Genomic DNA, 16,720 nt, shown 5'->3' with positions numbered 1-16,720 from the left:
CACATATATTTTTTTTAGGAATTGTAGGTGATGCTCTCTGTTTTGTGTGTATATTCATTGGACCGAATAACACAAAACAAAGAGCACTTATTTTTGCCTGACTGGCAAAGTCAGGTTATTTAAGAAATGTTAGTTCTTCACCCCGCATAATAAACATGTTATTCTTGTATGGCAGGAATACCTTGCCGTAAAGTTCCCACTGGTAACTTCCATTTCCTTCTGTGACTGTCCAGATGTCATAGTTCCAGTATTCTCTGTCTCCGTTCTCATTGAGTATTGTCCATCCGCTAATTCCATAATTTTTTTCTGTAATGGTATCCATTGCCATTTTTACACTTTCATCATTATTCGGAATGGAATCCAGATTAACAAATGTAGCTATCCAGAGAGCGTCATACGCGGTCAATGCATAAGACTCAGGAACTCTTCCAAGTCGTTCTTCGATTTTTGGTCCAATCACCTGATATAGGTCATTCGCTTTCACGTATCCGTATATCGGCGCCTTGAGATTGGTTGCTGCAGCAAAACCGGTTGCATTATCATCACTGATCAGTCCCCTGTTCAGCGCCACGCCATCAGTGCCATACCAGTTGACCTCTGACAGGGCAGGATAATTCCGGGCCAAAGTAAAGATCTCTGTTACTTCTCCATAGGAACAAAGAAGCACAGCTATGGATCCCTCCTCGTGTTCTGAAGTGGCTGCTACTACTTTATCATTGAGTGCCTCTACTTCTGCGGAAAGGTTTGAGTTTTTGGTTTCATATGTAACTCCCTCAAGCACTGTGCCGTTAAGAGCCTCAAAACTCTTCTCGACCTCATCAGCGAGTCCGTTACCCCACAGGTCATTCCTGTACATGGGGATTACAGTACTTATCCCCTCATCAGTCATCAGCTTAGCCAGCACCATTCCCTGGTTGGTGTCGTCAGGTACAAGCCTGAACAGGTTATCGTCAGGGATCGCTAAAGATGGAGCTGTTGATGCAGTACTCAGAAGGATGATGCCATTCCGGGTTGCATACTCCATGACAGCTTCTGCCTCATTGCTTGACTGCGGGCCGATAACCATCTTTATCCCCATTTCATCAAGTTCCTTGAGCTGTTCCAGAGCTGTCTCAGGATCACTTTTGGTATCCTTTACAATTATTTCTACGTTCTTTCCGGAACCAAGGCCTGAGAAATAGCTGTTGATATCCTCGGCTGATACTTCAAGTGCTGTCTGGCTTGCTTCTCCTATAGAAGCAAGGTTTCCTGTAAGCGGCAAAACTGCTCCTATGGTTATATCCTCAGATTCACTGGTAGCCTTTCCGGTTGATTCAATACAACCCGACCAGAGAGTTGCTATAAGTAATATACCCATTAAAGCACATGCTGTTCTTTTCATTAACATCAAAGTAAATTTATGGCCTATATCTCTATTTATATATTTGTATTGTTAACTGTTTGTATTTCGAGGTCATTAAATGAAGTACTTCTCCTCATTTCCTCTCACTTTTACGTCTACAGCCGTTGATATGCCTCAAATAACTCCCCACTAACCTAATCCTTAATTTTCCCCTGAGCTATTCCTCAACAAGGTTTACTTTGCACATTTTTTATATCTTAGCTGAGCCTTGAACCATTCTCCACAGGTTCTGTATTTATCTTGTATGTAAGGTTTGTATGGATCAAGTTTACTCGGTTTTAGCGGACGTTTATCTGGCCATTCCTTTTACTCTTAAAAGTTAATGAGTTCGGCCATTACCTGATAGGGAAAACCAAAAAACCGGATTTTGTTACCCCTGAATTTGGGGGTCAAAGGGTTGATTCTCAAGAAATCAGGCAAAAGATCCTGATTATTTCTTATTTCAGTCGAATATCCACTAGCTTGCTGCGGGGTGCACCAGCGCAATTTTGATTACTAATTTAAGAAAACTCAAGCTCTGTATAAATCCTACTTTATATTTCATTTTAACATAATTATTTTAAAAAGATTAACTCCCTGAGTACTATAAGACTGAGTGCTATAAGAAACGCATTAGATTTATTAAAACTGCTGCTAAAAATTTTGAAGGGAAACCAACAAATAATAAAAAGTTTCATTCTTAAATAATATGATAAGTTTCCTGCTTTCTCTAGTCGCTCTTGTGCTAGGTTATTTTTCTTATGGTGTGTTTGTCGAAAATGTATTTGGAGCTGATCCCTCACGAAGGACACCTGCATACACCCAGGAAGATGGGGTTGATTTTGTCCCCCTCGGTTGGTCCCGCATATTCCTCATCCAGTTTCTCAACATCGCTGGCCTGGGCCCCATATATGGCGCTATTCTGGGAGCTTTATACGGTCCTGCTGCTTTCCTGTGGATCGTCCTGGGCAGTATTTTTGCAGGCGGAGTGCATGATTATTTTTCCGAGATGTTAAGTATCCGTCATGAGGGAAAAAGCGTTTCAGAAATTGTGGGGATCTATTTAGGCAGACAGGCGAGGATTGCCATGATTGCGTTCTCTGTCATCTTGCTCATACTTATAGGAACGGTGTTTATGTCCGGGCCGGCAGGACTTCTGACAAATCTGGGGTTTACAGGGCTTCTGGCCCACCCGAATTTCTGGCTGGCCCTTATCCTCCTGTATTACTTCGCAGCCACTGTCTTTCCAATCGACAAGATCATAAGCCGTATCTATCCCTTATTCGGAGCTGTCCTGTTGATTATGGCATTAAGCATCGGCTCCATGCTTCTCATCAAAGGATATGAGATCCCTGAAATAGCCTTCAGGAGTTTCCATCCTGACGGCCTTCCTTTGTGGCCTATGCTTTTCATAACCATCGCCTGCGGAGCTGTTAACGGGTTCCACTCGACCCAGTCCCCAATAATGGCCCGGTGTCTAACAAATGAAAAATATGGCAGGCGTATTTTTTACGGGGCCATGATAGCAGAGGGGGCTATCGCCCTTATCTGGGCTGCTGCTGCAATGTCTTTCTTTCCGGGAGGAGTAGTCGGCCTGAGTGAAATCACTACCACAGGAGGTGCTGCCCTGGTGGTAAAAAATGTGTCATTGGGTTTGCTGGGACCTGCAGGAGGAATTCTCGCTATCCTTGGAGTTATTGCCTGTCCCATCACATCCGGAGATACAGCCTTCAGGAGTGCACGTCTGACCATAGCTGATGCCATGAACCTGGACCAGAGACCTTTAAAGAACAGGTTAATAATAGCTTTTCCAATATTTGCCATGGGGTTCAGTCTGACCCTGATCGACTTCAGTAAAGTCTGGCGTTACTTCGCGTTCTCGAATCAGGTATTGGCTACCATAGTTCTCTGGACATCTGCGGTATATTTGTCAAATAACGACAAATTTCACTGGATCGCTACCATCCCGGCTACATTTATGACAGCAGTGGTAACAACATACATCTACAAGCTCCTGAGGGGTTCGGCTTACCAGGCAGTATCTCATATCCGGCAGGAATGATCTGTGCAGCCGCCTTTTGTGTTCTATTTGCCACCTTTTTAAGGAAAAGATCTCTATCATTAGCTTTACTCAGTGAGTGAGCGCTGAATGAGGATATGATAACAGTATATTACTGTGATAGTTAGACCGTCAGAAAGTCCATATATAGTATTTATATAGAGTATTTTCCCCATTTTTGCATAGAGATATTGGGAAATTGCCTTCAAAGTCCTTAACCGATGACCAGTGAATGGGAATACAACCTTCAGGAAATAAAACTTAAAAAAATGTGAAACTTAGGTAAAATAAGGAGTACAGATAAGTATAAATGAGTGCAGATAAGTATAAATTAGCACTTAAGTATAGTTGAATATGTATGTCCCACACACGGAAAGACATCTGTTAAATTAGTAATTATTTCCCTGGTTCTCCACTTTTCATCGTTTAATCCAAAATAATTTTTAGATGTAAATAATTAGTGAAGCTCTTAAAATTATTGCTGGCGTTAAACATTTCAATGTGAGCCAATATGTTACCTATATTGAAATTTCAATGCCGGTAATTATATATCTTTTTTGAAGAATTATTACTTACTTCGTCAGCATAGCGAACAAAAAAACCTTGTGCAGGAATTCTCATCAACTGATCATTGCATGGGAATTCTCCTTTCCTATTTTTATACTCTACGACATGATAACACTTTTTTACGGATCACTGTATAAAGGGGATTCCCTTTTATTTTCTTTTCAGGGATCGATTTTTGATTACCCTGGCCTTTTCTTCAGAAAAGTCCTTATTTTTTTAGATTTACCCGGAATTCTGAAGGTTCACTATTCGGATACGTTGAAAAGTCCTAAAATTGTCCTGTCCATCGAAATCTACAATTGCAGTCTCTGAAAATCTCTTGAAAACCTTCTGGATATCGCTGCTTCCGACACCGGATACAAATATTTATATTCTTTGTTAGATAATTTTACTTTAATGGATGACAGCAAAGAATACCAGCTTTATCTTGAAGCTCTTGACAACGAGAGATCTGCATGGGGGAGAAGGACGGCTTTAAAGAGGCTCAGTGAATGCAAAACTGAAGAGTCCCTCTACTACCTGAATGAGCTTATTGTTGACAGGTACTGCATTGTTCCAGACTGGCTTAAAAGAATTGCAAGAGAATATTACGTATGCCTATGCCTTGAGTTTCTCTAAAAACTTAATTTTTTATTGGCTGATTTCTTCAGGCCGTATCCTCTCTCGCCACGAATGCTGTAGCCGCTCTGTCATGAAAATTTGAGTAAAAACAGTGCTGTTAATGCGTGCTTAATTCTCTTTTGTTTGTACTCGTACCGATTTTTCTATCTTATTTAGTATTTGCTCTTTTCATGTAATTTTTATTATTACGGGAGTGCGGAGGGTCACGAATATTCCGTCCTTCGCAGGTTGTCCGACAATTCATTTTTAGGGCAAAAACATGTAAAATATAAGGTATCTCAAGCCTCTAAATCGAAAAAGAAGGAATTCAGTTCTTACTGGCGGTAATTGCAGGACAGCCTGTTTATGGAGGGGGACCGCACGCAATTTTATTCAGCTTTTGTATATTAAATATTTATATTTATGCCGGTCTATGGATAGTAACCCTTATATGTTCATATGTAGATTTTATTGATAGTGAAAATATGTTAAAAACTAAAGCTCCGGCTTACTGGGTATGTTCAGGCTTATTTTCGATCTTTGGGTTAAGGGGTCTAAGGAGTCACATCTACTCATCGCTATTTAACTCCAGAAATACTGGACTTTGAAATTTGAGGAGGTACTTATATGAAGAAGTTTCTGGCTTTGATAGTACTCGTTTCAGTAATCTTTGTATCTGGCTGCGAATCAACGACTTCTCCGGTTGATTCTGAAGATCTGGATGTGAGCACAGAACCCCTGGTTATCAAGGAGTTTAATGAGCAGGATGTTTCCGTGTCCGTATTCAACAACAACAGCGCCCAGGCGATTGATGCGGTGTCTGTAAGTTCATTTGATCCTTTTACGATTGTCGGGTCAAGCTCACAGGTGAATATTCCTGCAGGTAAGCGGGCTTCTGTCAGTTTCAGGGTTATGGCTCCTTCTTTTGGCGGGGTTGAAAATACCTCTATCTTGATCCTGTCGTATGCTTCGGGTATTGATGAAGAGGGAAAACCCGTAATCAGGACAAAGGCCGTGCCTGTTCAGACCGTTGTCCTTCCTGATGCGAAGCTGCAGTTCGTAGGCTTTGCCGAAAGCATCGACAAGCTGCGTGCAGCACCTCCTGTTTCTACCTGGGAAACTGAGAAAGGCGAAAACGTCACTGTGAAATTCTCTGCTAAAAATCATGGACAGACAACCATAACAGGCGGATCCATGTACGTGCTTGTTGATATTGAAAATAAGCTAATTGGAGGCAATGCGAGCATTAACATCACCGAGGCGATGGCAAAGGGTGGGACCTCCTATACCTGGGGGGTGAAGCTTCCAGTTTTGAACGACGCTCCCAACGGGGAGACCGATGTGTATGTAAATCTGATGCAGGGTGATTATCTTATTGATTCCCAGACCCTTGTGCTTAAAGTAAAACTATAATATGGGTTTGGTTTCCATGGGATTCAGGGTTTCGATTAAATCTAAAAAATCTCCCCTATTATTTTTTATTGGATTTTTTATCAGCATTTGCCTGGTTTTAACCTTCTCTTCCGGCTGTTTTGAGAAGCCAGGAGGCATTTTCAGGGAGTATGAGGAGATTTTCATCCAGGATGTGGATGTGATGTCCACTCCGCAGGGTGAGGGTGCTCTTCTGACGGTCACCCCTTATATCCGGAATGACCAGAACACTGACAGTTCGATGCTTTCCGTTAAAGTCAAGATCATTGATCAGGAAACCCAGCTGATTGTGGCAGAAAAAGATCTCGACATGGGTTATATCAAAGCCCGGTCCCTGGCCTACAATAGTGTTTCTCTGGGGGTTGCGGACCCAGGGGATTATGAGGTTGAGGTCCAGCTTTTCAAGGAAGGCCAGCTTCTTGATTCAGGGGGCAGCTTTGTTACTATAAAAGCGGAAACCTTCGCGGACCAGCCGGCCGATATCCTGCTTACCGACATGAACCTTGTAATTACCCAGTTCACTGATAGGGACGCAAAGGTTGTGGTGGATATCTCTCCGGGGGTTTATAATCAGGGAGGAGATTCCAAAGCTCTGACCATGGTGGTCACTGCAAGGACCGATCCCTACACCGCATATACCGAAAGTGACGAACTCGGGATTGTCAAAGGTTCAAGCCGGCTTAGAGGGCATGTGCGCTTTGTGTTCCCTAGAAGGGACGAATATACATTTTCGGTTACTGTGGAAGAAAATGGCCGGGAAATAGTCACGTCCGAAGTTCCTGAACCAATAAAAATGGATAAGATCGAGTGGCAAGTTACCAAAAATTACCCGCTTGTGGAAGAAGACATGCCTGTTGAAGCCCCGGAAAAAGAAGATACTCCTGGGTTTGAGGGTTCGATAGTATTTGCAGCCCTCTTGCTGACAGCATGTGTTATGCACAGGAAAGGCCCGAAGAGTAAAAAAGATGGGAATGAGGAATTATATGGCTGGAGAAGAAGGTAATTCCTGCGTTGAGGAAAAGGATACGGATCATCAGGCTATGGAGGTCCGAAAGCCGGGGAAAGGGGATGCACAGGACAATAATGATGCATCGTTTAAAAAACTCGTAAATGCAGCAGTGCTGGTGGTCCTTGTGGCGCTGATTTTCATTGCCCTTTTCTCTTTTTTCTTCAATATGCAAGAAGCGATAATTGCCCTTTTCCATCCAAGGTACCAGGCACTTATGCAGGCAATCTTTAGTTTGGTAGTCCTGGTTATAGGAATTTATATGATCCGGCTCCTTCTTCCGAATAAACGTTGACCACAGCTTTTGGAGAAGGGAAATCCCTTTTCCAAAATCAACTCCTTTTTTTGACGAACTTTATACAGGCCCACTCTCTTATTACTAATGGAGTGCGGAGGATCACGAATACCCCGTCCCTCACAGGCTGTTTTGTAAGACCGCTCTCCTGCGTTGAGCGTGACAGATTCGGGTGAGCCAGCAATTTGTTATTTCAAAAAACAGGTTTTCTAAGAGGTATTATCTGGTTTTCAAAATCAAAAACTATAAATTTATTTAATACTTAGAAGGTTGTACATACCTGAAGCATATATTTCAATAATCCTGATTCTTTTCTAAAATATTAAGAATCGGTACGCTTAAAGCTATAGAGATCCCCTTTAATAATGCATTCTCATCTCTGGTTGCTTTAATGAATTAAAATCAATTCTTTCCGTTAGAAAATATAGTTACCGCTTAATTTTGTTACATTCAGGTTTCTTGAAGTATTAAAGATCCTTAAAATGGATAACTTGAAAATAATAATTTGGAAATATAATTTGCTGGTGAATTATCTCAGGAGGGACTGTCTTTATGCGTAAGGATACTGAAAAGATTTTGGGAGGACCTGCAGCAATCTTGCTGCTTGTTGGATTAGCGTTAAGTGCTATTCTCTTCTATTTTATGTTCAAATTTGCTGATGAAGAGAATCTTACCATGGTTCTCTTAACTACGTTCTTGATATCTATTATTGCAATAGCTATTGCCAGGGGTCTTGTTTCTATATCTAAGTACAAATAAATAAACTCCAATGCGTACTTATTTTTATTCCTTTTTCTTTTCTCTTTCTTCTCTCTTTCTTTTTTGATTTAATGAGTGATTATTCAAATCATGCTCTATTTTTTCAGCTGGATCCTTCGGTCACAAATTCCACTAAACGAAGATTTCAAATGGGAACAGGTACACTAAACTGAAGATCTGGCAAAAGAAGGTTACGGAATGCAAAAACGGGCATATTTACTGATTGCTGCAGGTGCGGTCCTGTGGGGTACGATAGGGATTTTTGTCCGAGGCTTTTATGGTTTCGGATTTTCCCCACTTCAGGTTGTAACCCTGAGGGTTCTCTCAGCGGCTGTAATCATGCTGATTTATCTTCTTTTTACCAGGCCGGAACTGCTGAAAATAAGGGTTCGGGATTCTCTTTATTTTGTGGGGACAGGCATCTTCAGCCTTGCTTTCTTTAACCTCTGCTATTTTACCACAATCAGGGAAACCTCGATTGCAATTGCCGTTACTCTGCTCTACACAGCTCCTGCATTTGTTGCAGTCCTTTCCAGAGTTTTTTTCAGGGAAAGCCTGGGAGTAAAAAAATTTGTTTCTCTGGGGCTGACTCTTGTGGGATGCGCTTTTGTAACCGGTTATCTTCCGGGGCTCGGGGATTCTTTTTCCATTTCCGGGTCAGGGCTTCTTACGGGATTAGGGGCGGGTTTCGGATATGCCCTTTACAGCATTTTCGGAAAAGCTGCCCTCAAAAAGTACCATACAATGACAATTGCAGCTTATACCTTCATTTTTGCAAGCCTGGCCCTTCTGCCTTTTAACAATTTTGAAAATTTTACAGGAGCTTTTTTTACGGGCAATTTCTGGATCTACCTTGCAGGCCTGGGCTTTTTTCCCACCGTACTTGCCTACCTGCTGTACACAAAAGGGCTTGAGGAAGTCGAATCCAGCAGGGCATCCATAGTAGCAACGGTAGAGCCGGTTGTGGGTACCCTTGTAGGTTTTTTCTTTTTCAGGGAAATGCTATCAGGCTGGCAGTTAGCAGGGGTTCTGCTTGTACTTGCGGCAGTTATACTGATACAGGACCGAAAATGAACCTTTTTTCTTTTATTTTTTCTTCCTGCAGTCTTTCTTCCTGAGGTCTCTTTTGCTTCCAATAAGGTTTTACGGAACTACTTAAAATAATATGAAGGTTAATATGTTAGCTCAGTTTAATATTATAGTCTAAGATCTTACCTGATCTGAGATCTTACCTGATCTGAGATCTTACCTGATATCTATTATCTCTGCTCTTAATTTCCATCTTTTTCAGACTTTCTGTCGGTTTACGGGGTTTAGAAACCAGCAGAGTGTCTGATTCGGGCGAAATAAATTACAATTACAAATTCACAATAATATTGAGAATGAAAAGGATGGTGTTTAATTAATGCAATTGCAACTGGAACATTTTGACATAAAAATAGGGCAGCACAAAGCGTTATTTAATATTGCCGATGCGAAGGAGCTGGGAATTAATCCCGGAGATAGGGTCCGCATCCGTGGACATAAAAGCCTTTCTGCTATTGTGGACACAACCGAGGACATGGTTCCTCCGGGCACGCTTGGAGTTTTTTCTGAAGTTTATGCGCACTTCCAGGACTGGGATAAGCCAGTAGAAGTTGTCCCGGCATTCCGCTCCAAATCTGCAAGCGTTATCAAGAAGATGATGGACAAAAAACCTGTTGCCCAGGATGAGATCAAATTGCTTGTAAACGATATCGTGGAGGAAAACCTCAGTGATGTCGAACTTTCGGCTTTTATAACATCTTCTTATATTCATGGGATGACTGATGATGAAGTCGAATGGCTGACAAGGGCTATGATCGACAGCGGAGACCGGATCGAATTTGATACTCATCCTATCATGGACAAGCACTCGATAGGAGGAGTGCCCGGAAACAAAATCTCTCTTCTCGTTGTCCCTATCGTCGCTGCAAACGGGCTGCTTATCCCAAAGACAAGTTCCAGAGCAATCACAGGTGCAGGAGGCACTGCAGACCTCATGGAAGTGCTCTGTCCTGTTGAGTTCAGCTCTCAGGAAGTCAAGGAGATAACCGAGAAAGTGGGAGGGGCTCTTGTCTGGGGTGGAGCCACCAATATCGCACCTGCGGATGACAAGCTCATCAGAGTTGAGTACCCTCTATCCATTGATCCGTACTGCCAGATGCTTGCTTCAATCATGGCAAAAAAGGGAGCTATAGGAGCCGATAATGTGGTAATGGACATCCCCGTCGGGCCAAGCACAAAGGTCCCCACTGTCCAGGAAGGGCAGAAACTGGCAAGAGACCTGATTAACCTCGGGCACAGGCTCGGAATGAACGTCGAGTGTGCTATCACCTACGGTTCGTCTCCCATAGGAAGAAGGGTGGGTCCGGCGCTGGAGGTCAGGGAGGCCCTGAAAGTGCTGGAAAGCATGGAAGGTCCAAACAGCCTTATTGAAAAGAGCGCTGCCCTTGCTGGTATTCTTCTTGAGATGGGAGGGGCGGCTCCAAGGGACCGCGGAAAAGAAATTGCACTGGAAACGCTCAGGAGCGGAAAAGCTCTTGAAAAAATGAGACAGATCATTGAAGCCCAGGGCGGAGACCCGAATATTAAATCCGATGATATACAGGTAGGCCAGTACACTGCTGATATCTTTGCTTCTACAGATGGATATGTTATCGAGTTTGACAATAAATGGATAATTGAGATTGCCAGGCTTGCAGGAGCTCCGAGTGACAAAGGAGCCGGGGTCGCTATCCACAAGAAAATGGGAGAACAGGTCAAAAAAGGAGACTCTATTCTCACAATCTATGCTGAAAAAGAATTCAAGCTCGATATCGCATTGACAACGGCCCAGAGAACAAACCCGATAATAGTCGAAGGCATGCTTCTGAAGAGAATCCCTGGAATTTATGGGTTCCAGTAATACCCATATTTTTTCCTTTTTTCCCTGTTTCAGTGAAACTTCAGTGAAACCCTTTAATACCTTGTCAGGGTTTTAGCCGAGCATGAAGAGGATTGTATTGCTGCGCCTGGGGCATCGCCCTGAGAGGGATAAGAGAATTACCACCCATGTTGGCTTAACTGCCAGGATGCTGGGAGCTGAAGGCATGCTTCTTGCTTCTGATGACCCGGGGATTGTGCAGAGCCTCGAAGATGTGGTCAATCGCTGGGGTGGGCATTTCTATATTAAAAATAATGTTAACTTCAAGCAGGAAATCAGGAACTGGAAAGAAGAAGGCGGAAAAGTCTGTCACCTTTCCATGTACGGGGTTAACCTGCCAGATGTTACTGGCGAACTCAAAAAGTGCGAAAAGCTCATGATCGTTGTCGGCGCAGAAAAGGTCCCTCCTGAAATTTACCAGCTCGCTGACTGGAACGTAGCTGTGGGCGGCCAGCCCCATTCCGAAGTTGCGGCAGTTGCAATCACAATGGACAGGATCGCAGAGGGCGAGCCGCTTGAGAAAGAGTTTCCAGGTGCCGAACTGACAATTATCCCGGCTGAAAGGGGTAAACACGTAATCGAAAACGTCAGGGAATAAGCCAGACTATAAATTATCCGGGCTATTAATTATCCCGGCTATTAATTTTCATTTTTATATTTTTTTGAATACAGACAGATCCCTGAGATCTAAAGTCTTTAATTAGGCACGATCTCATCTCTTATTACGAATTTGTAGATAAGTGTTAAATATAAGTTTTACATAAGAGGGGTGTCCATAGGCAGACCATTCCTCATGCTAACGGCAATATCCGGATTTTCCGTTTTCTTTCCCATAAGAAGGGGCTGATAGGTGTGATTTTTTAACGGCTCCGGAAAATTGAGGTAAGGTCCGGTTACAGGGGTGCAGGCAGACAAATTTTTCTGGTCAGACACTTTATTTGTCGGGCATCCCTTCCGGTTTTCTTTACTCTTTTTCTGAATAAACTTCCCTGGATTGAGCTTTAAATGGGAAAGTATAAACTTAAATCTGCTTTCAGCAAATGCCTGACTGATCTAAATTGAAAACCGGATCTTAAAAAAGAATAAATTCAAATAATAGCGAGAAATAAGGGTTAATGAACCATATGGACTTAACAGCGCAGGAAATTAATTTATTAGCTGTATCTGCGTTTCTCTTTACAGTCCTGGCTCTTTTTTTGCACTTTTATAATATCAGGCTGCTCTCGCACTCCCTCAAGCTCTGCAACTGGATCTGCGGGCTGGCTATCAGTTCTGATAGCCCCTGGGTCAAAATGCTTGTGCTCCATCTTGTATTTTTTATCCGGCTTCTTATGTACCTTTCAATTGTTTCCCTGGAACAGGTGGATAAGCTGACGACACGAAGCTTTTTCAGGCATTATATCTCCGGCAGCAGGGTTATCCTTCTGGAGTATATTTCTGCTTTCATGCACTCCTCTAAAGAGGTTGAAAAATGTATTTGCAGCCTGAGCTCTCAGCAAGTAAACAGAAAAGAGCAGCAGGTTAGGAAATAGCCTCTCAATGTCTTATATTATTTTGAAATCTTTTTCATGGCATTACAGAATAAGCCTTATCTCTTCCTGCTTATGCGGTGAAGTAGATGGCAATATTCTAATCTTTATGAAATTTTTACGTAAAATTGTCCAATAATCGTAAAAACTATCCGGGAAGTTCCTGGTCAGACTGAGGAAATTCAAGACGCATCTCATAATTTTGCCTTTTTTTAAAAATACTCGCGTTGTATATTTTATATAGCAGAAGATTATATTTTGTCCTGATTACTTATGGACTGCAGGCCTTTCACCTATGGGAATTTCAGTCAGTGAATTCCTTGATTTTTGCAGGCAGGAAGCGTGTGGCAATGAACATAACATTAATTGGCATGGCAGGAGCGGGGAAAAGTACTATCGGAAGGGCACTTGCAAAGCACCTGGATTATACTTTTATTGATGTCGATGGCCTGATTACGCAGAGGACTGGATTGCCTCTTCAAGCCCTGATTGACAAACAGGGCGATTACGCTCTTATCAGGTTTGAAGAAGAAGCTATTCTGGGGCTTGGGCAGGTGGATAACTGTATTATCTCTCCTGGCGGAAGCGTGGTTTATTCCGAAAAAGCCATGGGACACTTAACAGATATCTCAAAGATAGTCTTTCTGGACGCCCCTTTCAGAAGCATCGTAAAAAGGATCCCTAACGCAAGAAAGAGGGGCATAGTAGGGCTCAGGGACAGAAGCCTTAAAGAACTTTTTGAAGAAAGGCTGGTTTTGTATTCTAAGTATGCTGATTTTTCAATAAAACTTAAAGGAAGGGAAAATATTAAGGGGATTATGGGGAAGATAATCCAGCTCTGTTTTGAGACGGAGGCCTGATCCAAGGATCAGCTTTTCATAGATGATGAGTTAATTCGACATCGATATTGTTTTATTTCCAACCCCTGTTTCCTTTACATATCCTCTCAAGATTTTTAGTTATAGCGGGATCAGAGCATCTACTTCAGTATCAGAGGGTTTACTTCGGGACTGGAGCAGTTTACTTAGGGGCTGAGCAGTTTACTTTATTATCTATCAGGTCTTCAATCTGAACAAAATTTCCTTGTTTACATCTTTTATGTATTAACCTGTAGAATAAAGCAGGATCAACAGGAGACATTTCATGACATCAAGTCGTTTCATTATCACGGTTATTGGCAGTGACAGGGTAGGTATTGTTGCCAGAGTCACCACGGTGATGGCCAGTTACAATGTAAATATTGTCGATATCAGCCAGACTATCATGCAGGGCATCTTTACCATGATCATGCTTGCAGAAGCCCCGAAGGAAAACTTTGACCTTGCGGCTTTCCAGCAGGCTATGGGTGTCGAAGGAAAGAGCCTTGGAGTTGAGATCAAGGTGCAGCATGAAGATGCTTTCCGTTTCATGCACAGGATCTGATCTGTGAGGACGCAGGAGAATTTTTCATGCTTATAAACCCTAAAGAAATTCTGGAAACAATTCAGATGGTCAGGATGGAACACCTGGACATAAGGACCGTCACTATGGGAATCAGCCTCCGGGACTGCAGCCACCCTGATATTGAGGTTTTCAACGAGAACATCTATGAAAAAATAACTTCCCGGGCAAAGGAGCTTGTCCGGACAACGAATGAGATCCAGAGCCTTTACGGAATTCCTATTATCAACAGGCGGATTTCCGTAACTCCCATAGCGATAGTAGCTGAAAGCTGCAAATCTCCTGACTTCGTTTCCGTTGCAAAGACAATGGATGAAGCTGCAAAGGCCGCAGGTGTGGACTTTATAGGAGGATTCAGCGCCCTTGTGCATAAAGGGGAAACCCGGGGAGACCTCAAACTGATAAATTCCATTCCTGAAGCTCTTGCCTCTACTGAAAAGGTCTGCTCGTCCGTAAACGTTGCAACCACAAAAGCAGGCATTAACATGGATGCAGTCGGCCTGATGGGAAATATAATCAAAAAGACTGCGGAATTAACTGCTGACAGAGACGGGATAGGCTGTGCCAAACTGGTGGTTTTTGCAAATGCCCCTGAAGACAACCCCTTTATGGCAGGAGCTTTTCACGGAATAGGTGAACCAGAGTGTGTTATCAATGTGGGTGTAAGTGGGCCGGGCGTGGTTAACGCAGCCGTTCGCGAACTTGAAAACCCTAACCTTACTGAAATTTCCGAGACGATCAAAAAGACAGCCTTCAAAATCACACGCATGGGGGAGATGGTAGGAAGGGAAGTTTCTAGAAAGCTTGGTGTGGAATTCGGGATTCTCGACCTCTCGCTTGCTCCAACTCCGGAAATCGGGGATAGTGTTGCCGCGATTCTGGAAGCCATGGGGCTTGAGCGCTGTGGGGTCCACGGAACGACTGCTGCCCTTGCGCTTCTTAACGATGCCGTAAAAAAAGGCGGAGCAATGGCTTCTTCTTCAGTAGGAGGCCTCAGCGGGGCATTCATTCCGGTCAGTGAGGACGCAGGAATGATCGAAGCGGTTAAAGTCGGGGCGCTGACTCTCGAAAAACTCGAAGCCATGACCAGCGTCTGTTCCGTTGGTCTTGACATGATAGCAGTCCCTGGCGATACCCCTGCTACTACCCTTTCCGCAATCATTGCTGATGAGATGGCAATTGGGGTAATAAACAAAAAGACAACTGCAGTCAGGGTTATTCCCGCACCCGGAAAAAGAGTGGGAGATTCCGTGGAATTCGGTGGGCTGCTCGGAAGTGCACCTATTATGGCAGTAAGCAATTTCAGTTCGGAGACTTTTGTAAAGCGGGGAGGAAGAATTCCGGCTCCTATCCAGTCACTGACAAATTAAGGCTGTTTCCGGAAACTTTTTCCGGAATTATTTTTTGGGATTATTTTTATGGGATTGTTTTTTACTTTCATTGTTTTTTACTTTCATTGTTTTTTCCGCTTTTTTACTTCGTATTCATCCACAGTGCTCTCATCATTTCCCTGATTTCTTCTATTTTCCTTATACTGGCTTCGTCGTTAATTATATCAAATTCGTTAAAAGATTCAAGGGCAACCTTTGCCGCAATTGAGGCATCATTCAGGTATCTGTTTCCAGCACTGCTCATAATTGTCTGGAGTGCGGATGCAGCCTGGAAAACGGCATTTTCCATATCTTCTTCTTCAGCGCTTTTTCCTATCTCCTCAATAGAAGTTGCAATACTTCCTGCCGCACTTTGAAGGTTTTCTTCCATGGCTGCTGCAGCCATCTCTTCTAACATAAGTTCTGCTCCTATTGCAGCTTCTTCAAGGGTTTTCTGAGCAGCCAGTTTCCCGGTTTCTCCAAGGCAGGTGATACATATAGCGGCATTTTCTGAATAATCAGGGAATTTCATCCTGGCAACCGCTTTTCCAATTTCCCCAAGGCCGATTGTAACAGCAATGGTTTCTCTTTCCCTGTTGAGTAGAGCCGCCGTGTTCCCGCTTTCCCCCAGCACCGATGCTGCAAGTTTGGCTACCATCTCAAGTTGCTGTTCGGCAGCGATTTTCCCTATAGCTCCAAAAGAGAGCAGGACCCTGACAGTTGTTCCTTCCATATTCTGCTTCATTGAGATCTGGAGCATCTTCTCCAGGGATCTTATAGCATTGACTGCTGCGTTTTCCATACCCTGAAGGGCAGCAGCCTTTCCTATTTCTTTTATGGAAGATACCGTCTTCTCAGCTTCCAGTTCCTTTCTTTCGCTAAGGTAACCTTTACCTATCTCTGTCAGGGAGGTAAGAGCCTGGCTGACTCCTTCATCAAACTCCTCATCGATGGAATCCAGCCCTTTATGCATTGCTTGATCATTTTCTCTTGAAAGCACAGCTTTGAAGCTCCTTTTCATCAGTTATGCCTTTATTAGTATAATACTCCTGTTTCTCTTTTTATGAGTACTTCTAAGACGTCCGTTACTGCTTTAATATGTTATTTTTTTGATCTTTCTATTTTATTTGTTTTTAATCTATAGCTCCGCCAGAAAAATGGTATATATAGTAAAGTGTCAGAAAAACGAGAATTGCAAGAAGAGTTTTTAAGTCTATTCTTTTTAAAAAATCCCTTATTTTATCAATCCCCCTATCCTCTGTTTTTTCCCCTAATTTACATTATATTTATGTTTTCCCTGGTTCAAATATTTTCAGGTAATAAGATGAATTTTCAAGTA

16 protein-coding genes are annotated in these 16,720 nt (G+C 42.8%); 13 read left to right on the top strand and 3 right to left on the bottom strand.

Annotation, left to right across the window (positions count from 1 at the left end):
* Positions 1–115: 115 nt before the first annotated feature.
* Entirely contained in the window at positions 116–1,381 is a 1,266-nt protein-coding gene (locus tag EO93_RS02010) for an ABC transporter substrate-binding protein (protein WP_048160924.1), read from the bottom strand.
* Between the two features lie 709 nt (positions 1,382–2,090).
* On the opposite strand from EO93_RS02010, the gene EO93_RS02005 reads away from it, so the two are divergent.
* From EO93_RS02005 to EO93_RS01955, 9 genes are all read left to right on the top strand, one after another.
* Positions 2,091–3,443, top strand: coding sequence for a carbon starvation protein A (locus EO93_RS02005; protein WP_200898070.1), 1,353 nt, complete (start codon positions 2,091–2,093; stop codon positions 3,441–3,443).
* A gap of 960 nt (positions 3,444–4,403) precedes the next feature.
* Positions 4,404–4,625, top strand: a complete 222-nt coding sequence (locus EO93_RS01995) for a hypothetical protein (protein WP_200894970.1) — start codon at positions 4,404–4,406, stop codon at positions 4,623–4,625.
* Positions 4,626–5,234: 609 nt separating this feature from the next.
* Positions 5,235–6,020, top strand: coding sequence for a hypothetical protein (locus EO93_RS01990; RefSeq protein ID WP_048160921.1), 786 nt, complete (start codon positions 5,235–5,237; stop codon positions 6,018–6,020).
* A 1-nt stretch (position 6,021) separates the two neighbouring features.
* A complete protein-coding gene (locus EO93_RS01980) occupies positions 6,022–7,041 on the top strand; it encodes a hypothetical protein (protein WP_156161205.1) in 1,020 nt (339 codons plus the stop codon).
* The gene (locus EO93_RS01975; RefSeq protein ID WP_048160915.1) at positions 7,022–7,339 is read left to right on the top strand and encodes a hypothetical protein; all 318 of its coding nucleotides are present in this window, start codon (positions 7,022–7,024) and stop codon (positions 7,337–7,339) included. Before EO93_RS01980 ends, EO93_RS01975 begins: the two co-directional genes overlap by 20 nt.
* A gap of 552 nt (positions 7,340–7,891) precedes the next feature.
* Positions 7,892–8,098 carry a hypothetical protein gene (locus EO93_RS01970; RefSeq protein WP_048131423.1) on the top strand — a complete coding sequence of 69 codons (207 nt, stop codon included), beginning with the start codon at positions 7,892–7,894 and terminating at the stop codon, positions 8,096–8,098.
* Between the two features lie 198 nt (positions 8,099–8,296).
* Positions 8,297–9,172 carry a DMT family transporter gene (locus tag EO93_RS01965; protein ID WP_048131424.1) on the top strand — a complete coding sequence of 292 codons (876 nt, stop codon included), beginning with the start codon at positions 8,297–8,299 and terminating at the stop codon, positions 9,170–9,172.
* Positions 9,173–9,503: 331 nt separating this feature from the next.
* Positions 9,504–11,024: an AMP phosphorylase gene (locus tag EO93_RS01960; RefSeq protein WP_048160913.1), complete on the top strand. Its 1,521-nt coding sequence runs from the start codon at positions 9,504–9,506 to the stop codon at positions 11,022–11,024.
* Between the two features lie 82 nt (positions 11,025–11,106).
* Positions 11,107–11,640: a tRNA (cytidine(56)-2'-O)-methyltransferase gene (locus EO93_RS01955; RefSeq protein ID WP_048131426.1), complete on the top strand. Its 534-nt coding sequence runs from the start codon at positions 11,107–11,109 to the stop codon at positions 11,638–11,640.
* 158 nt (positions 11,641–11,798) lie between these two features.
* On the opposite strand, the gene EO93_RS17165 is transcribed toward EO93_RS01955, so the two are convergent.
* Entirely contained in the window at positions 11,799–11,975 is a 177-nt protein-coding gene (locus tag EO93_RS17165; protein ID WP_156161204.1) for a hypothetical protein, read from the bottom strand.
* Positions 11,976–12,157: 182 nt separating this feature from the next.
* Here EO93_RS17165 and EO93_RS01950 point away from each other — a divergent pair, with 182 nt between their 5' ends.
* From EO93_RS01950 to EO93_RS01935, 4 genes are all read left to right on the top strand, one after another.
* Entirely contained in the window at positions 12,158–12,574 is a 417-nt protein-coding gene (locus EO93_RS01950) for a hypothetical protein (RefSeq protein WP_235284075.1), read from the top strand.
* 308 nt (positions 12,575–12,882) lie between these two features.
* The gene (locus EO93_RS01945) at positions 12,883–13,431 is read left to right on the top strand and encodes a shikimate kinase (protein ID WP_255350190.1); all 549 of its coding nucleotides are present in this window, start codon (positions 12,883–12,885) and stop codon (positions 13,429–13,431) included.
* Between the two features lie 283 nt (positions 13,432–13,714).
* On the top strand, positions 13,715–13,993 hold the full coding sequence (locus EO93_RS01940; RefSeq protein WP_048131427.1) for an ACT domain-containing protein: 279 nt from the start codon (positions 13,715–13,717) through the stop codon (positions 13,991–13,993).
* A 26-nt stretch (positions 13,994–14,019) separates the two neighbouring features.
* The gene (locus tag EO93_RS01935; protein ID WP_048131428.1) at positions 14,020–15,381 is read left to right on the top strand and encodes a PFL family protein; all 1,362 of its coding nucleotides are present in this window, start codon (positions 14,020–14,022) and stop codon (positions 15,379–15,381) included.
* Between the two features lie 103 nt (positions 15,382–15,484).
* Here EO93_RS01935 and EO93_RS01930 read toward each other — a convergent pair whose 3' ends face one another.
* Entirely contained in the window at positions 15,485–16,402 is a 918-nt protein-coding gene (locus EO93_RS01930) for a hypothetical protein (RefSeq protein ID WP_235282804.1), read from the bottom strand.
* Between the last annotated feature and the right edge of the window lie 318 nt (positions 16,403–16,720).

This window comes from Methanosarcina sp. 1.H.A.2.2 (assembly GCF_000979975.1).
In the GTDB taxonomy this organism is placed as follows: domain Archaea; phylum Halobacteriota; class Methanosarcinia; order Methanosarcinales; family Methanosarcinaceae; genus Methanosarcina.
Note: the sequence above shows the minus strand (reverse complement) of the source record. Positions and strands in the feature narration are given on the sequence as shown.